We start from the raw sequence: 17,667 nt of genomic DNA, 5'->3' as shown, positions 1-17,667 counted from the left end.
CTCCTGATTTTAACCTTTTACAATTTTTACTCTTATTTAAACTCTTTGCATGCTTTCATTATAAGTCCAAGTAACTGAATTTTCCAAAAGAGAAACTCTACACTTCGCCTCTAACACCACTTACCTTCTGCTGTATAGTTTCTACATCTAATGATGAACTTGGTAACTGAGTATCACCTGCCCCACGATGCAATTGCGTGTTTCTAACTCTCATAAACAGCTCATATTCTGATTTATCTTCTTCCATAATAGAGTACATTTGCTCTTGGCTAAGGGAGTTAACAATTTCAGATAATATTTTAACAGCTTTATTTCCCTTAATAAGAGAAGCAACCAAATCTCTGGTTGATGAGAGTTGTTCGCTTAGCTTATTTAAATAGTGTTGTTTATGAGACTCAAAGCCAGGACTATTCCACATAGAGGTAAGCATATCACTACCAGATTTGATAAAATTATCATCTGGTGCAGAAACAAGCGAGTTTAATGCCGAAAACATTGATGTACTATAAGCTTCAGGAGATAAATCTTCTGGCTTTAAATGTTCAAATAGCTTTCTAGCATTTTCGAAAGAATGGTTTCTTCTTAATATACTTAAAGTATAATAACACCCATGTTGTTTAAAATCCCTTTTCAATAACTCATGATACTTATCTTCATGAAGGTAACGTAGACAGAAATCAACCATACCAACATCGTCAGTGGAAAAACGCCCTTTATTATATGCTACCTCCATTAATAAATCTTCTTTCCTTTTTGGGGATACAGAACCAATTGACTGTAACTTATTCCAGAAGAATTCCAAAGCTTCAACATGCTTTTCCAGCATTGCACATTTAAAAGCGTAAACGTATGGATGCTCATTATTTAATTCTAACTGATGTTCCTGGTTATTCATAGCATGTGACCAGTAGACCATTAAAGCCCCGTTATCACATCCCTTAACTAAACTCTCTACTGGCTTATTACCTAATGTTAATTTAAATTCCTCAAAAATAGCTCTTATCTCGTCTTCAAAACAACACCAGCAGGCAATTCTGTAACGGTCAAAGGAATCAAGAAGAGATTTCTGTTCATCTTCAGTTTTCAAGTCTAACAATTTTTTCCCTAGTGCATACCTATCGAGTTTAATATAACCTAAGGTATCATCGGCTTTCCAACAAATTTCGCTTTCTAAAATTTCCTTAATAAATGGTGTTATTATTGTCCTATCCCATTTACGCAATAACGTCTGATATGTAATACAATACCTCTTAATTTCTAATTCCTTGAATCCTTTATGAGGATCGTTTTCTTTGATAGATGTTAGTAATACCTTTTGTACATTTTTGTAATCCATACTTACCGCCCTAACAAGATTTAATATATTTTAGGCATATTGCTCTACCTTTAAAACTTTGTCAATTACTATTTTAGAAAAATTTTCTAACCTAAAGTAGTCTTCAGTAAAAGGCTTAATATACAGTCTTTTGTTCACTTTTTAATTCTGTTTTTTATAAGTCTACCTTAATTATTCTTCCGCAAGTAAATCAATATTAATTCAGCAAAATATATTATTAAAATCTCAAGCAAATTAACCATTTCCAAGACCCAAAACCAGGGGCGGTGAGAAGTGTTTTTCTTGGGATGGGATGGTCTACCATGTGTACCATACGAACTTTTTAATATAGTGATTTTGCTATACGCTAAAGCTAGCCATATTAGCGCATTTCATCCATATCTACATACGAACTATTTTGCCTAACTTTATTGCAAAGATTTCAAATTTCTATTTTTACAACCCTATTTTTACGCAACTTGTTCTCACAAATATACGCCCTTTTTTGAAGGAGTAAACAATTGAATTCTTTATAACACTAGCTAGCATGGTATCTTCACTAAAATATTTTTTTAAAAAGTTAGTTGACTTATAAATAATTCTCTACTAATACTGGCATATGTTTGTTTATTCTGCTGAAGTGGCTCCGCAGGTTACTGTATAAGCTTCAGCAGTTTTTGCACTCCTTTAAAGCATCATATTCCTATATATTAAATATCGCTAGTGCTTCTCAATTTTGTTGATCTATAGTAAAACTGGCTAAAATTTGGAGTCATAAGCAACTTTTAACCTCTCTATATACTCCATTGTTACTCACCATAAAAACTTAACAAAAATATGAGTAGTAAAAAGATTGTGTTGAAATTAGCTTGACCAATATTATATATTGTACATAATATATTCTATATCTAGGCTAGGAGGTAGTATGGTTACAGAGTCAGTAAAATATGTTGTAGAATCTATCAGTGAACAAAAGCTAGGAGAGGAATTAAATACTGAGCCATGGTATTCAAAAATTGAGTGTAATAGCAATGAGGGACCAACGCCTGAAGATGACATAACAGATTTAGATGATTATAGTTTGTTTGTTCAAGGAATAAGTAATCGTTCGGAATGTTATGACCTTGATCAGAGACATGAAACTAGGGAGGCTGTTGACACATGTGTAAAACATACATTGTCGTATCAGAGTGAAACTGATGATAGTGATTTATATTGGAAAAATTACCCTATTAGTCCAAGCATACGCGTCAAGTTAAGGAAATAAAGGTATGAAAGAGATAGAATAATAAGGTATAAGTTCTCCCAGATATACTTTTAGTGAGAGAACCAATGAATAAAATAACTTGCTTATCAAAAAAGCTCAAAGAAATTTTTAATGAAAAAGCAGAGAAAATCTCAATTACAACAAGGTTTATAAAAAGAAAGAGAAAGCTAAAAGGTTCATCATTCGTAAAAGCCATGGTCTTGGGTAATATAGGAGTTGATAATTGTAGCGTAGAAACAATGTGTCAATTACTAAACGAGGACTCGATAGATATAACAAAACAAGGTTTGGATTTTAGATTTACTGAAGAAGCAGTGGAATTTATGAAAAGGATGTATAATGAATCTGTGATTCTCTTTAAAAATATCTTGCAAGTTGATTGCAAAATCTTACAGCAATTTAATAGTGTTAAATTATTGGACAGTAGCTATATTACTCTACCTAACAGTATGGAAGAGATGTATAAAGGTTATGGTACTAGCTACAGTGGCTATGAAAGCAATACTAAGTCTGGAATAAAGTTACAATTAGTTTTCGACTACATGAATCAGATAATAGACCAACTTAATTTAACGGAGGGGGTAAGATCAGACCAGGGATATAGGAAACATTTAAGTAATATATTAAGCAATGATTTGCTAATATCTGATCTCGGTTATTTTGTGCCAAGTTCTTTTAAACAAATCAATGAAATAGGAGCTTATTTCATAAGTCGTTATAAATCCGATACCAACATATATGATGTAGAAACAAATCAAAAAATGGAGTTATTAGAATGTTTAGAGGATAAGTTATTTTTAGAAAACGAGGTATTGTTAGGAAAAGAAGCAAAAATTAGAGTAAGAATTATATGTCAGAAACTAACTGAAGAACAGTCTATGGCCAGAAGAAGGAAAGCTAATAGATTAGCAAGATCGCAGGGATATACATCCTCTAAAAGAAATCAAAAATTGTTGAACTGGTCAATATTTATAACTAATGTTCCAGAAAATAAAATTAGTGCTGAGCAAGTATTAACGATTTACAGAGTAAGGTGGCAAATTGAGTTATTATTTAAATTGTATAAAAGCCATATCAGGCTTGATAAGCTAAAAGGAAAGCCATGCAGAGTATTATGTGAACTATATGCTAAATTGTGCGCAATTCTTATATTTCACGGCATAGTTGGTTGCACAGAAGTGAAAAAGAATACAGAACTTAGCTTAACAAAGGCATTTATTGAGCTAAAAAGGCGGGTTAGAGAGTTATTTTTAGTATTAACCAAAATTAATAGTTTAAAAGCATTTCTTAAAAAACTCACTATAACTTGGTCGCGATTTTCATTAAAAGACAAACGTAGAAGGGCTAGAGTATCCACTTTAACCTCTCTAAATTTGCTCACAATCTCTTAACTTGACGCGTATGGATTATCAAACTGTGCTGCCTTATACCTATATTTTGAGCTTTGTAATTCCTCGCTCGTCACCCCTTTAGATACGAAGCCATTAATAGCATTATCTAACTCTCTTTCAACAATATCTAAATTAGCGCCACTTTTTGGAATTATCATAATATCAATGTAGCCATCACTAAAAGCTAGGCTATTATAATAAGCAAACACTGATACTGACACATCTTTATCTAAAACCAAATCTTTATACAGTTTGCTGGATTTGCCGCCACCTAAAATGTCAACCGCTAAATGAGCAGCAGAGGCTTCATTTATGTGATCAAATAAGGGAACACGATAACGAAAATATAAAACTGATTCTTTTACTTCAGTGCTCTCTAAGGTCACCGATAGACCTGCATTATGCACTGGATCCTGATTTGGGTAATGTCTCATTACAGGCTTAGCTTTAATTTCGCCATATTTTTCTTCTGCTAATTTCACTACTTCATCAAACTCCACATCACCCACAATCAGCAATATTGCATTACCAGGGTGATAATAACTATCGTGAAACCTCACTATGTCATTCTGATTGTAAGTTTTGATATCGCTCTCCCAGCCAATAACAGATCTACCATAGCCATTACGGTAAAATGCACTATCCATTTCTTCCCACAACAAGTTATGAGGTTGGTTATCAAATCTCATTTTTCTTTCTTCCAGTACAATGTTTTTTTCTCTATCTATTTTGTCTTGAGTAACATTAAAGTTTCCCATTCTATCTGCTTCAACTTCCATTGCCAGTGGTAAATCTTTTTTGGGGACCAACTCATAATAACAGGTATATTCTTTAGTGGTAAACGCGTTAAATTGAGCCCCAATGCTACTCATAGTGGCTTCTATATCTGTGAACTTTCCTGTAGTTTCAAACATTAAATGTTCAAAGTAGTGAGCCAATCCTGCTTTGCCGATTGGATCATCCATTCCCCCAACTTTGTATATTACTGCATGTAAAACGGCTGGAATCCGATGATTAGAAACAACATAAACATCTAGTCCGTTACTGAGTTTAGTATATTTTATGTTGTGCTCTATGTTTAAAGCATTCGAAGAAATTGGGTAAGTAAAAAAAAGTACAGGTAGTATAAGAAAACTAAAAAACTTATGAAGCATTATTTCGACCTAATATAAAAACAATTATTTTATTCCTCATTTTGTTTAGAAATAAGCATATCGTATATATACCACTTATATAACAATGTAAACATTCCACAAACTATAGATAAATCTGCTAAATTAAAGGCTGGCCAATACCAATCATCAATATGAAAATATATGAAATCATATACAGCTCCCCAATAGATCCTATCAACTACGTTTCCGATTGCTCCACCAATCATCAGAGAAAAACCAAGGTAAGTTGACTGATCGTCAGACTTGTATATCAAATATGCAAGTATACCAATTATTAGTATTGAAAATGCTGAAAAAAAGAAACCGCCATGTGGTAAAGCGCTACACATTCCAAAACTAATACCTGAATTCCAAACTTCAACTAGTTTTATAAAACTAGCGATCTCAATTGATTCTCCTTCATCAATCAATGAGTTTATGTACAATTTGCTCGTTTGGTCAATCAATACTATAATTAATATAACAACTAAGCATAACTTTTTCATAAATTTGCCTTTAACCTATAAACTTTAAGTATATCATAATTTATCTGTTTTGTTAACTCCTCAATACTATGGAATTTTTTTTCTGACCTTATGAATTTTAAAAGTTGTATATTGACTTTATGACTATATACGTCTTCATCAAAATCGAATATGTGCATTTCTATTATAGGCTTTTTCAGATCCTTAAAAGTAGGTCTCATACCAATATTGACTACTCCATATAACCAATTTGGATTACTATCAGGAAAAGTCACTCTAGCGTAATATGTGCCAAATTTAGGTTTTATCATGCAATCTTCTATAGGAATATTTATGGTTGGAAATCCTATTTCTCTACCTCTACATGCACCTTGTGTCACAACACCAGAAACTTGATAAGGCCTGCCGAGCAATTTATTAGCAATTTCTATTTCGCCCCTTTGTACATACTCCCTTATTGAAGAAGAAGAGCAAATTTTGCCGTCAATTATTAATGGCTCTAATTTAGTCAAAGAGTATCCATACGTTTCAGAATATTTCTCTAGAGTTAATATATTACCCAATCGTTTATGACCAAAAGTGCAATTTTCTCCGACAATTATGTGTTTAGCGCCATATTTATCTATTAAAATCTTACTGATAAAGTCATCGCAGCCAACCTCAGAAAAACCTCTATTAAAATTAATAATATACAAGTAATCTATACCATAGCTGCTGATCAGTTCCTTTTTTTGTTCTTGGTCTATTAACCTAAAATTGTTTCTACCAAATAAAACAGTTGATGGGTGAGGCTCAAAAGTTAAAACTGCAGAGGGTAATCCTCTTTCTTGTGCTACCTTCTTTAGAGTAGAAATTGCAAACTCGTGTCCTAAATGAATGCCATCGAAATTTCCGAAGGTTAGTGCTATATTATTTTCTATTCCTTGCTCACAATTATAAATAATTTTCATACAATTTGATGTTTTTACATGTTTCTTATATATAATAACTATATTTTAGTAAGCTACGGAGATAAATTGTGAAAAATGTTGTGATATATGTAAAGAAGGGCTGTCCATACTGCATAAGGGCAAAGGATTTACTAGATAAAAAAGGTGTGAAGTATGAAGAAATTGATGTGCTCAAAAACTCAGATCTATTTAACGACATAAAATCAAAGTATAACGTTAGAACAGTTCCACAGATTTTTATCAACGATAAGCACATTGGGGGGTGTGACAAATTGATGGATCTTGAAAAAGAAGGAAAGTTGGATGATATGCTAAATAATAATGACAATCACACTGATGTCACAACCTACACAAACAGCAATGATGAATGTGGAGAGTGTGTTATACCACATGATGATTTTATGTAACTTTTTATCTTGTTTTGTCGTGTAATACGTAAATGAAAACTAGTATGCTCACTTTAAACAATTCTTAATGAATTAAAAATACAATTCATTAAGTGAGTTTTTTTAGTGGGAAAAAATGACAAAAAATATTTCAATTATTAGCAGAAACTTAATTAGTATCGAATTAGTTAACAAACAAGATTTAGAGAATTTCATCAAGATTTTCACAGTGCTTGATAAACATATAGCAGCTAAAACACTTTTTACAGAAGAAGTGAGAATAGAGTATAAACAACACAACGGCATAGAAGTTGTTGAATTGCTAAAAGATACAGACTTTACATATCATGAGGTTGAAAATGTATTGAACCACCTGAGTAAACATGGAATGAAGGTGCCCAGCAGTGTTATAGCACACACCCTTTTTGCTGCATACAATCATGCACTTGAATTTAAGGATGTAGCATTTTCCTTTTCTGAAGGCTCTCCACAATTTAACATCAGAGTGAGTAAGAACACCTTCATAATAACTCCTATGAGTGAGGAGAATTTGGAATTGAATTCACAAAGTAGCAAGAAATTAATAGAGTCGTTACAGAGCGAAAAAAATATTTATGATTGTATAGTAGAAGAAAATACCATTAAAGTTATAGTGCATTCTGAAATACATCAAGCTATAAATTTGATTATAAAATCACTGATAAAGTCTCGCCTTTTAGCAAAAGAGGAAGAAGGAAAATTCAAAGAGAAATTGAGACAACTTGCTTTTAAGGATCAAGCTTTTGTTGAGTATTCCAGTATCAAAACCATCAGTAGGTATCCACATAATCATCCTCTGAGAAAGCATGAAAGTGTTACTAAGGATATAGAAAATATTTTATGTGATTTCATAGCAAATGAGAATAGCGAGTTCGCTATAGAGCGGTTAAATAGGCTGAGCTCAGCAGTTTCTCCGGATACTCCAAGAATCATCACTAAAACTATAGATAAACTTGTTAAGTTTCACTAAGATATACGAGAGCCAATAGATTTCTTGTATTACCTTTTGTCATCCAAGTAGCCTTGGCTACTTGGTTCTTTTTTTGGGTTCCAGCTATGTACATAGCTGTATGAACCATACGCGTCAAGTTAAGAGATTGTGAGCAAATTTAGAGAGGTTAAAGTGGATACTCTAGCCCTTCTACGTTTGTCTTTTAATGAAAATCGCGACCAAGTTATAGTGAGTTTTTTAAGAAATGCTTTTAAACTATTAATTTTGGTTAATACTAAAAATAACTCTCTAACCCGCCTTTTTAGCTCAATAAATGCCTTTGTTAAGCTAAGTTCTGTATTCTTTTTCACTTCTGTGCAACCAACTATGCCGTGAAATATAAGAATTGCGCACAATTTAGCATATAGTTCACATAATACTCTGCATGGCTTTCCTTTTAGCTTATCAAGCCTGATATGGCTTTTATACAATTTAAATAATAACTCAATTTGCCACCTTACTCTGTAAATCGTTAATACTTGCTCAGCACTAATTTTATTTTCTGGAACATTAGTTATAAATATTGACCAGTTCAACAATTTTTGATTTCTTTTAGAGGATGTATATCCCTGCGATCTTGCTAATCTATTAGCTTTCCTTCTTCTGGCCATAGACTGTTCTTCAGTTAGTTTCTGACATATAATTCTTACTCTAATTTTTGCTTCTTTTCCTAACAATACCTCGTTTTCTAAAAATAACTTATCCTCTAAACATTCTAATAACTCCATTTTTTGATTTGTTTCTACATCATATATGTTGGTATCGGATTTATAACGACTTATGAAATAAGCTCCTATTTCATTGATTTGTTTAAAAGAACTTGGCACAAAATAACCGAGATCAGATATTAGCAAATCATTGCTTAATATATTACTTAAATGTTTCCTATATCCCTGGTCTGATCTTACCCCCTCCGTTAAATTAAGTTGGTCTATTATCTGATTCATGTAGTCGAAAACTAATTGTAACTTTATTCCAGACTTAGTATTGCTTTCATAGCCACTGTAGCTAGTACCATAACCTTTATACATCTCTTCCATACTGTTAGGTAGAGTAATATAGCTACTGTCCAATAATTTAACACTATTAAATTGCTGTAAGATTTTGCAATCAACTTGCAAGATATTTTTAAAGAGAATCACAGATTCATTATACATCCTTTTCATAAATTCCACTGCTTCTTCAGTAAATCTAAAATCCAAACCTTGTTTTGTTATATCTATCGAGTCCTCGTTTAGTAATTGACACATTGTTTCTACGCTACAATTATCAACTCCTATATTACCCAAGACCATGGCTTTTACGAATGATGAACCTTTTAGCTTTCTCTTTCTTTTCATAAACCTTGTTGTAATTGAGATTTTCTCTGCTTTTTCATTAAAAAATTCTTTGAGCTTTTTTGATAAGCAAGTTATTTTATTCATTGGTTCTCTCACTAAAAGTATATCTGGGAGAACTTATACCTTATTATTCTATCTCTTTCATACCTTTATTTCCTTAACTTGACGCGTATGGCTGTCATTCCAGTCTGGAATCCAAAAAAGGATGATGTCATCCCAGTGCTTGACACTGGGATGGCTTTGTTGCATCACACTTTATGAGATGGTGATTTATGGTAAATTCATGTAACTATCTCAAATTTAGCCATACCAATATCAGTGAATTTATTAAGCAAATAGCATTTAGTTCTTTTTCTCGATTTATCTCAGATTTATTCCTAAAACTAAATCCGAATATTTGCTTTAATCTTGAGAAAAACCCTTCAATATAAGATCTTTTCCCATAATTTACTTCTTTTTTCCATTCTTTCATGCCATCTTCACCGTATAATTTTATTAACCTAATAGCAGCATTCCTGTTAGACATATAATCTATTTCTGGATGTTCTGCCGCATTGTTTATTGGTGGAATTTTTGTCTTTATATCATATTCGTTACACAACTTATAAAACTTGCGCCTATCACACGCTCTATCTGCATATAGTGCTTTTATAGCATGCTGAAAATCAACTTCTTTTAGCAAATCACAAGCTCCATAGTGATCAGAGTAGACACCGTTACTGTATTTTACAGCTATGGCTTTTTTGTTGTTTATATTCAACATTACGTGCAATTTTCTCGTTTGCTCATAGCCACGATATTTTCTGTCAGTGCTATTTTCCTTGCTGTGTGTTGTTGTATATACTAATTCCTGTACTGTCTATAGCAATTTCGATATCTTCCATATTATAGCTCTTTCCATAAAAGTCCGGATGTGATAGGATAAGGGTAGATGATGATAAGGAGGTTGAATGCCAGCAGCATATAGTTATGATTTAAGAAAAAAAGCAATGGAAGCGCTAGACGAAGGAGAAAGCAGAGAAACAGTGGCAGCAAGATTTAAGATTGGACGAACTACTTTATGGGAGTGGCAGCAAAGAAGAAAAGAAACAGGAGACTTTCAATCAAAAAAACTTGGAAATGGGGGTTACAATCACAAAATTACCGACTGGGATACCCTTGCCAAATTTGCCAGAGAACACGGAGGAAAGACTCTATCGGAAATGGCTAAACTTTGGAACAACGTTAGTATCCAAACGATCTATCGAGCCCTTAAAAAAATTGGATTTACGCGCAAAAAAAGACATATGGATACAAGGAAAGAAACGAAGAAAAACGTGCTGAATTTTTGAAAATTATAGCGACAAAAGAACCTAAAAACTTAGTGTATATAGATGAGTCTGGCATTGATAACACCGAAGACTACCCCTACGGATATTGCCAGAAAGGACAGCGGTTTTATGCCTTAAAATCTGGAAAGAAAACTCAACGAATCAGTATGGTTGCAGCCTTAAGTGGAAGAAAGATAGTTGTTCCGTTAACCTTTGAAGGCCACTGTAATATGGATGTTTTTAATGGATGGTTTGAGCAATTTTTGACACCGATCTTGGAACCTGGACAGACTGACCTTACCCAGAAAAAGTGGAGAGAAAGAAAGGAGTTTTTTCGGGTAAAATAAAATTTTGGAGGATTAGAAATGGTAAGAGAATATACGGCAGAATTCAAATTGGAAGCTGTTAAGCTGGCAAATGAACAAAGAAAGGTAGGTCAACCAGTTGCAAAAGTAGCAAGAGATCTAGGAATAAGGGATAGTGTATTAGGAAAATGGATGAAGAAATATAACGAAAAAAAGTCAGCGGCAAATGCATTTCCAGATGTAGCACCTTATGACAAAGAGAGATTTGATTTACAGAAAGAGTTAGCAAAAGTAACAAGAGAAAGAGACATTTTAAAAAAAGCCCTGGCCAGTCAAAAAGAGTAAAATATTTTTTCATAAAAGAGCATAGTAAACACTATAAAGTGCAGGAATTATGTAGGGTTTTCTGCTAGTGGCTACTATAAGCTTACTATTACCCACAAATAAAAACATAGTATTGTATTTACTCAAATAATTTAATTTTATTAACCTGAAAGCTTATTAGATTAAAATTATTAAACTAAGAGTTATAATTTTAGCAACTAAAAGCTGTAAATTGCACCATATAAACAGTTATTTCAAGCAAAAGTTATGCCATTAAGAGCTATGCAACAAACATTTATATTTGTGGGTAATAGTAAGTACTATAAGTGGACTACAAGGAAAATAAGCAGTAGAGAATCAGCAAATAAAGAGTTATTAGCAGATATTCAAAAAATATATCAAGCTTCTAAATGTAGATATGGAGCTCCTAAAATTCATGCTGAATTAAAGGCTTTGGGTAAAAGTTGCAACTTAAAAACAGTGCAAAGTATTATGCAGAAAAATGGTATTCAGGCTATATTGAGAAGAAAATTTAAAATTAAGAAACAACAAACGGACAGTAGCTCCCAATATATTAGACCAAAACTTTATTGTCGATCAACCAAATAAAGTATGGGATTACTTATATAAAAACCAAAGAAGGATGGCTATATTTGGCAACAATAATCGATCTATATTCACGCATGGTAGTTAATGAGCAGTTCAATAAATAAACAATTGGTTATGGACTCTTTATTAATGGCCGTTAACAAGCGTAAACCTGCCAAAAATCTACTATTACATAGTGATCAAGGTTCACAATATACTTCGCAAGGTTATCAATATCTCTTATCCATAAAAAACATAGATGAGTTATAAAGGTTGTTGTTACGACAATTCTGTTGTGGAAAGCTTCTTTAGCTCATTGAAAAGAGAAATACTTATTGATACTTCACAACACTCTGCTCAACAAACTAGAACTGCAATATTTGAATACATAGAAATTTTTTATAACAAACAACGTCACTATTAACTATTGCATTCCTGAGCATTTTGATTCATCATTCTCTTTGTGAAAAACATTCCAAACTTTCTCTCCACTTTTTCTGGGTAAGGTCAGTCAGCTACTTGGATGACAGGGGAGGGAGGTGCTACCCTGACAATCGTCATCCCGCTACGTGTTAGCGGGATCTAGAGATACCGCGAATGAATCGCGGTATGACGGTCTGCAGCGGTATGACGTAGGGCTGCACTAGCTATATCATGCATTTTATTAACCGACACTATAAACAATATCCTTACAATTATGAGATTGAACCACAACTTGCTCAAGCGTTAAGCTGCTGCGTTTAGCGTCTTTACTGTGATTTTCCCCAAGAACATTTGTTCTTTCTCGTTTTATTTCCTCAATGAATTTCCCATTAACATCTTTAGGATCAATCTCTTCTTCAGAATATATAAGGTTAGTGCAATTTGTTTTTCTATAATAATGCACGCCAAGACATATAATTGATAATGCAAGTATACCAGAACCTATAAGTAATGATAATCCTATGTTATTAGTCAAAGGGTTTTGGTAAAATTTTTGTACACCATTAACACCATGTGTTGCAAGTAGCCCTAGAGGAAACGCTATATTTGCAGCAACTACACCAGTAAATAATGCAGTAAATATTGGTCTGTCGTTAATTACTGATTTTATTTTATTAGTTCTAGTAATTACTTTTTCGTCAATGTTAGTGAAGCCTTGTTTAGCTTCCCAAGCATTAAGTACAAAATTTGAATGAGTGCCATTGCTATATTCCAGTCTTACAGATTTTATAGCTTTATCTTTTGGCTGGTGCTCCAACACCTCAGCTAAAATTTTATCCGCATCTTTTTTTTGAATGGAATGTTCTTCAGTATCTATAAATTGCCTTGTTGCAAAAAATATTGGACCAATTGCAAGCAATGCAGCAAGTGCGATAACTGGTATAGTGATATATTTTGGGCTGTTTGTAAAAAATGCAATAAATTTTGCTTTATCTTGTAAATATAATAAAGCTGCAGATATACTGAGTATAATAGCACTTGCACCAAAAATTATAAAACCCTTCTGCTGCATGGCATACTTTGCTCTTGGCAAGAATCTGTTTGTTTTTTTATTTTTTAAAATTGCATCGTCATTTATGTTAAATTTACTATTTGTAAGCAAAGACTTTTTAGAGCCATCTGCTGCGCTTGTGTATGATGGTAGTGAGCCAGTTGGAGGTATACTTGAGCTGTTAGTTCTTTGTAAATCTTCTAATATTTCACTATTCCAAGGTGGACTAAATACTGTCTCTTGAGAAGGTGATCTGCTTAGAGTTGAATTTTGTGGCACGTCAACATGAGTTTCTTCACCTTTTGTTTCTTCTAGGGAAGGAGGTGATACTTGAGTCTCAAGAGTTAACGGATCTCTTGAATTAGCATTGCTGTTTTTTTTCTCTTTAAATTCTTCCTCTAACAAAGCTTCTAAAGCTGTATTTTCATCATTTTTTTTCGGAGTACTTGTCCTAAGTGCTGGTATTGGTAAAATTCCTGGTGTTATCTCGCCATCTTCACTTATTGATGTGGAAGAAATTAATGTTACTGTTTGTTCTTCATTTACTGGTCCAGGCATATTCACTCCAAAATTAATTACTATGCTGCATTGATTACGCTATAGTTATTAAGATATAGTAAATACCAATTTACGGATAATTATTAGTATAGAAATTGTCTATCAAAGATTCTTTCATTCAGAGGGTAATCTTTGTCAAAAAGCAAAGTGATTGTGTTCTCATGGTCTTTTTGTATTTTTATCTGTGATATATCATGAAATTCTTTGTAATCTGATACTACAAGTGCTGGACGGTTTTTTGTGTCGTTAATGTCAATTTGTACGATTGTATCGTTTGATATTAACGCTCCATTCCAATGCCTTGGGTAATAGCTATTGATAGAGGTTAATGCAAGTAAATTTGAATTTAGCGGCAAGATTGGGCCACCGGCAGAGAAGTTATATGCAGTGCTACCTGTGGGAGTAGATAATATTACTCCGTCCCCTCTAAATTTTTCTACTTTTAGCTTATCATTAATAGTGATATTCATTTCTACTATTTGGTTTGCTTTTCTAAAAACATATACTTCGTTTACTGCTATGTAATGATATCTCTTGCCACTTGTGTCTGTTGCTTCCATTTTTAGCAAAGTTAACTGAGTTGAAGTTGCATGCTCTATATGATCAATTAAATCTTCACTGCAGCTAAAGCATTTATTCATCAAAAACCCAACATTGCCAGTGTTTATCCCATACACATGCATGTTTTTATTTTCTATGACGTAATTGTGCAAAGTGCGTAGCATAAAGCCATCACCGCCAACAACTATCAATAGATCGATTTCGGACTTATTTTCTTCTGTTATATTGATAAAATTAAGTTTCTTTAATAGTTTAGATACTTCCTGCGATTTTGGTGATGGAGAAGCAACATAGCCTATATTTTTGTATTTATGCATGCTTCAGTAAACTCTCTAAAACTTAAAGAGGAGGAGAATTAGAAAATGCTTCCATATTTATCGTTAAACTTAGCTAATTTGCTAGTTTTACTTGCTAACCCGCTTGTCAAACTTCCAGTCCATGCAGGGTGAGTAAGAGGATCTCTATCAAGTTTTACCCTATCTCCCTCCTTTCCATAAGTGGAACGAGTTTCAAACTCTTGACCGTCTGTCATAACTATAATAATTTTATGATAATTCATTGTTGTTTATAAACTTTTAGTCAGTTAACATTCTAGTGAACTTAATTCACTAAGTCAATCATTATTCTAAAATATTGACAAAAAATAAATAAAATCTTATACTTAATAAGGAATAAGTAATAATTATCATGATTTTCGCTTTCCCTGGTCAGGGCTCTCAGTTTGTAGGAATGGGAAAGAGCTTATATAGTGAGTTTTCCGTTGCAAGACAAGTATTTAATGAAGTAGATAGCATATTGGATAGAAAGCTGTCTCATTTAATCTTCAACGGTCCTATTGAAGAATTAACCATTACAGAAAACGCTCAGCCAGCTATAATGGCAGTATCAATTGCAATGCTACGTGTTATGGAGCATGTGTTTGGCAAATCTCTTTTCACTGATCACAATGTTAAATATGTTTGTGGGCATTCAGTTGGCGAATATACAGCGCTGTGTGCTGCAGGAGCGTTAACGCTTGAGTCTGCAATCAAGCTGCTGAAAGTTCGCAGCGAAGCAATGCATGAAGCTTCACTGAAATGTAAAGGCGGAATGGTTGCGTTGCTTGGAGCAGAGATAAATGAAGTGGAAGATATATTGAAATCAGTTCAAATTGACGGAATTTGTGAAATTGCAAACGATAACGGTGGCGGACAAGTGGTTATAAGTGGCACTAGAGAAGCTCTTGAAATGTTACCCGATTTATTCAAAAACTCGAGTGTGAGGAAACTAATTAAATTACAGGTTAGTGGGCCTTTTCATTCATCTCTTATGAAACCTGCTGATGAAAAAGTTTTGGAGTTTTTGAAGGGTATTAAAATAACCCGTCCTATAGTTCCTTTGATATCAAATGTTACAGCTAAAGAGGAGAGTGATCCCAAAGTTATAAAAACTTTACTCGCCAAGCAAGTTGTAAGCAGAGTGAAATGGAGAGAAATGGTTTTGTATATGTCAAGCCGTGGCATTAACAAATTTGTTGAAATTGGCCCTAATAAAGTTTTATCTAATTTGGTCAAAAGAATTGACCAATCTATCAGTACAAAAAATATAGATAGTATTGGTGATATTGACAGCTTCTTTAATGAATCATTAGTACTAACAGCGAAAAATTTAAAAGTTGGATTAAGTTAAAACACATCTATTTGATGTCATTCCGGTGCATAACGCTGCCTAGCTGGAATGACAGAGGGTAATGCAAGAAATCAACGAACTGCCTGTCATTTCGTTTGGTTTTTTAATTCCAAGTAGCTGTAAAATAGTAGGGGCAATGTCAGATAACCTTCCGTCTCTTAGTTTTAGATTATTGCAAGACACAATAAATGGCACTTTATTTAGAGTGTGTGCTGTATGAGGTGTATTATTTTCTTCATCGAACATACATTCCACATTACCATGGTCTGCAGTGACAATTAACGCGGTGTTGCTTGACTTTTTAACAGCACTCAGCACTTTTGCAAGACAATCATCTACAGCTAGCACAGCTTTCTCGGCTGCTTTTATATTACCTGTATGTCCTACCATATCAGGATTAGCGTAATTTACAACTATCAGTGCGAATTCTTGGGAGTGAATTTTTTCTACAAGCTTTTCTGTGAGCTCGAAGGCTGACATTTCGGGCTGCAAATCGTAAGTTTGAACTTTTGGTGAGGGAATGAGTATTCTTTCTTCACCAGAGAAAGGTTCTTCTTTTCCACAATTGAAAAAGAAAGTCACATGAGCGTATTTCTCGGTTTCGGCGATACGTAATTGTCGTAATTTATTGTCTTCTATTGTTTGTCCTAGAGTATCAGCGAAAGAAGTAGGAGGAAAAATATAAGGAATTTTGAGATCTTCTTTATACTTCATCATACTTAAAATTGAAGAGAATTTTGCTACCTTAGCGTAATCTGTTTTGCCAAGCAAAATACTTGCTAATTGTATCATTCGATCAGCACGAAAGTTAGCCAACAGCACTCCATCTTCTGGTTTTATACCTTGATAATCACCTATTACTGCGGGCCTGATAAACTCATCAGTTATGTTATTTTGATAGTTATTCTCAATCAACGATACTGCATTATCATGACAAGGTGCCTTTGCAAATGCGATAGCCTCATAAGCTTCGATTGTTCTCTTCCACCTGTTGTCACGGTCCATAGCATAGTAACGCCCAGAAACAGTAGCAATTCTTGTGTCATTTCCCTTTATACTCTTTGTAAATTCTTGAATGCATTTTTTTCCTGAATTTGGCAATGTGTCTCTGCCATCTAAAAATGCATGTATCACCACTTTTATTCCATGCTGTGATATTTTATTTGCTAAAGTTGAAATATGCTTTTGATGCGAATGAACACCGCCATCTGACACTAATCCCATTATATGGCATACTCCGTTCTTACTTTTTAGATTACTAATAAAACTTTGTAGATTTGCATTGTTTTCTATTGTTCCAATTTCTTGATTAATGCGCTGAAGGCTTTGCATTACTACTCTACCACTGCCAATATTCATGTGGCCAACTTCTGAATTACCTATTTGACCACCAGGTAACCCCACATCAGCTCCACAGGCGGATAAACTGCATTTTGGATAATTAGAGCTAATATATTGCCAACAGGGTGGATTTGCGTTGCTAATAGCATTGTATTTACTGCTTTCTACTCCATTTCCCCAGCCATCTAGTATACATAAAACGACTGATTTAATGTTCATA

General features: G+C 33.5%; 14 protein-coding genes and 4 pseudogenes. 8 read left to right on the top strand and 10 right to left on the bottom strand.

From position 1 onward, the window contains the following. Positions 1-97: 97 nt before the first annotated feature. Positions 98-1,336: a hypothetical protein gene (locus tag OPR50_RS07245; protein WP_265024006.1), complete on the bottom strand. Its 1,239-nt coding sequence runs from the start codon at positions 1,334-1,336 to the stop codon at positions 98-100. A gap of 904 nt (positions 1,337-2,240) precedes the next feature. Between OPR50_RS07245 and OPR50_RS07240 the strand changes: the two genes are divergently transcribed. Next, positions 2,241-2,582: a hypothetical protein gene (locus OPR50_RS07240; RefSeq protein WP_265024005.1), complete on the top strand. Its 342-nt coding sequence runs from the start codon at positions 2,241-2,243 to the stop codon at positions 2,580-2,582. 65 nt (positions 2,583-2,647) lie between these two features. Then, positions 2,648-3,973, top strand: a complete 1,326-nt coding sequence (locus tag OPR50_RS07235; RefSeq protein ID WP_265023871.1) for an IS4 family transposase — start codon at positions 2,648-2,650, stop codon at positions 3,971-3,973. Positions 3,974-3,987: 14 nt separating this feature from the next. Here the strand turns inward: OPR50_RS07235 and OPR50_RS07230 are convergent. The 3 genes and pseudogenes from OPR50_RS07230 to ribF form a co-directional block, all read right to left on the bottom strand. After that, positions 3,988-5,127: pseudogene (locus OPR50_RS07230) on the bottom strand (M16 family metallopeptidase); the annotation flags it as partial. Between the two features lie 29 nt (positions 5,128-5,156). Next, a complete protein-coding gene (gene lspA / locus OPR50_RS07225) occupies positions 5,157-5,633 on the bottom strand; it encodes a signal peptidase II (protein ID WP_006279329.1) in 477 nt (158 codons plus the stop codon). Then, complete coding sequence (gene ribF / locus OPR50_RS07220; protein WP_182309507.1) at positions 5,630-6,562, bottom strand: riboflavin biosynthesis protein RibF; 933 nt, start codon at positions 6,560-6,562, stop codon at positions 5,630-5,632. The genes lspA and ribF overlap by 4 nt, the downstream gene beginning before the upstream one ends. 68 nt (positions 6,563-6,630) lie before the next feature. Here ribF and grxC point away from each other — a divergent pair, with 68 nt between their 5' ends. Both grxC and OPR50_RS07210 read left to right on the top strand, forming a co-directional pair. Beyond that, a complete protein-coding gene (grxC, locus tag OPR50_RS07215; RefSeq protein ID WP_007550037.1) occupies positions 6,631-6,969 on the top strand; it encodes a glutaredoxin 3 in 339 nt (112 codons plus the stop codon). A gap of 115 nt (positions 6,970-7,084) precedes the next feature. Continuing rightward, positions 7,085-7,957, top strand: a complete 873-nt coding sequence (locus OPR50_RS07210; RefSeq protein WP_007550039.1) for a hypothetical protein — start codon at positions 7,085-7,087, stop codon at positions 7,955-7,957. Positions 7,958-8,076: 119 nt separating this feature from the next. Here the strand turns inward: OPR50_RS07210 and OPR50_RS07205 are convergent, their stop codons facing one another. Next, a complete protein-coding gene (locus tag OPR50_RS07205; protein ID WP_265024004.1) occupies positions 8,077-9,402 on the bottom strand; it encodes an IS4 family transposase in 1,326 nt (441 codons plus the stop codon). A 197-nt stretch (positions 9,403-9,599) separates the two neighbouring features. Further along, positions 9,600-10,205, bottom strand: a pseudogene (locus OPR50_RS07200) (transposase); the annotation flags it as partial. Between the two features lie 63 nt (positions 10,206-10,268). On the opposite strand from OPR50_RS07200, the pseudogene OPR50_RS07195 reads away from it, so the two are divergent. From OPR50_RS07195 to OPR50_RS08955, 3 genes and pseudogenes are all read left to right on the top strand, one after another. After that, positions 10,269-10,921: pseudogene (locus OPR50_RS07195) on the top strand (IS630 family transposase); the annotation flags it as partial. 72 nt (positions 10,922-10,993) lie between these two features. After that, entirely contained in the window at positions 10,994-11,278 is a 285-nt protein-coding gene (locus OPR50_RS07190; protein WP_041573518.1) for a transposase, read from the top strand. A gap of 291 nt (positions 11,279-11,569) precedes the next feature. Beyond that, a pseudogene (locus OPR50_RS08955) lies at positions 11,570-12,312 on the top strand (IS3 family transposase); the annotation flags it as partial. Between the two features lie 197 nt (positions 12,313-12,509). Here the strand turns inward: OPR50_RS08955 and OPR50_RS07175 are convergent. The 3 genes from OPR50_RS07175 to rpmE form a co-directional block, all read right to left on the bottom strand. Continuing rightward, positions 12,510-13,877, bottom strand: coding sequence for a hypothetical protein (locus tag OPR50_RS07175; protein ID WP_264339076.1), 1,368 nt, complete (start codon positions 13,875-13,877; stop codon positions 12,510-12,512). Between the two features lie 83 nt (positions 13,878-13,960). Further along, complete coding sequence (locus tag OPR50_RS07170; protein WP_006280584.1) at positions 13,961-14,755, bottom strand: NAD kinase; 795 nt, start codon at positions 14,753-14,755, stop codon at positions 13,961-13,963. Positions 14,756-14,793: 38 nt separating this feature from the next. Beyond that, the gene (rpmE, locus tag OPR50_RS07165) at positions 14,794-14,997 is read right to left on the bottom strand and encodes a 50S ribosomal protein L31 (protein ID WP_007548602.1); all 204 of its coding nucleotides are present in this window, start codon (positions 14,995-14,997) and stop codon (positions 14,794-14,796) included. 128 nt (positions 14,998-15,125) lie between these two features. Here rpmE and fabD point away from each other — a divergent pair, with 128 nt between their 5' ends. Continuing rightward, positions 15,126-16,106, top strand: coding sequence for an ACP S-malonyltransferase (gene fabD / locus OPR50_RS07160; protein WP_155969147.1), 981 nt, complete (start codon positions 15,126-15,128; stop codon positions 16,104-16,106). Positions 16,107-16,145: 39 nt separating this feature from the next. Here the strand turns inward: fabD and gpmI are convergent, their stop codons facing one another. Beyond that, on the bottom strand, positions 16,146-17,666 hold the full coding sequence (gene gpmI / locus OPR50_RS07155) for a 2,3-bisphosphoglycerate-independent phosphoglycerate mutase (protein WP_264339077.1): 1,521 nt from the start codon (positions 17,664-17,666) through the stop codon (positions 16,146-16,148). Position 17,667: the final 1 nt, after the last annotated feature.

Source organism: Wolbachia endosymbiont (group A) of Epagoge grotiana (assembly GCF_947251775.1).
Taxonomy (GTDB): domain Bacteria; phylum Pseudomonadota; class Alphaproteobacteria; order Rickettsiales; family Anaplasmataceae; genus Wolbachia; species Wolbachia pipientis.
Note: the sequence above shows the minus strand (reverse complement) of the source record. Positions and strands in the feature narration are given on the sequence as shown.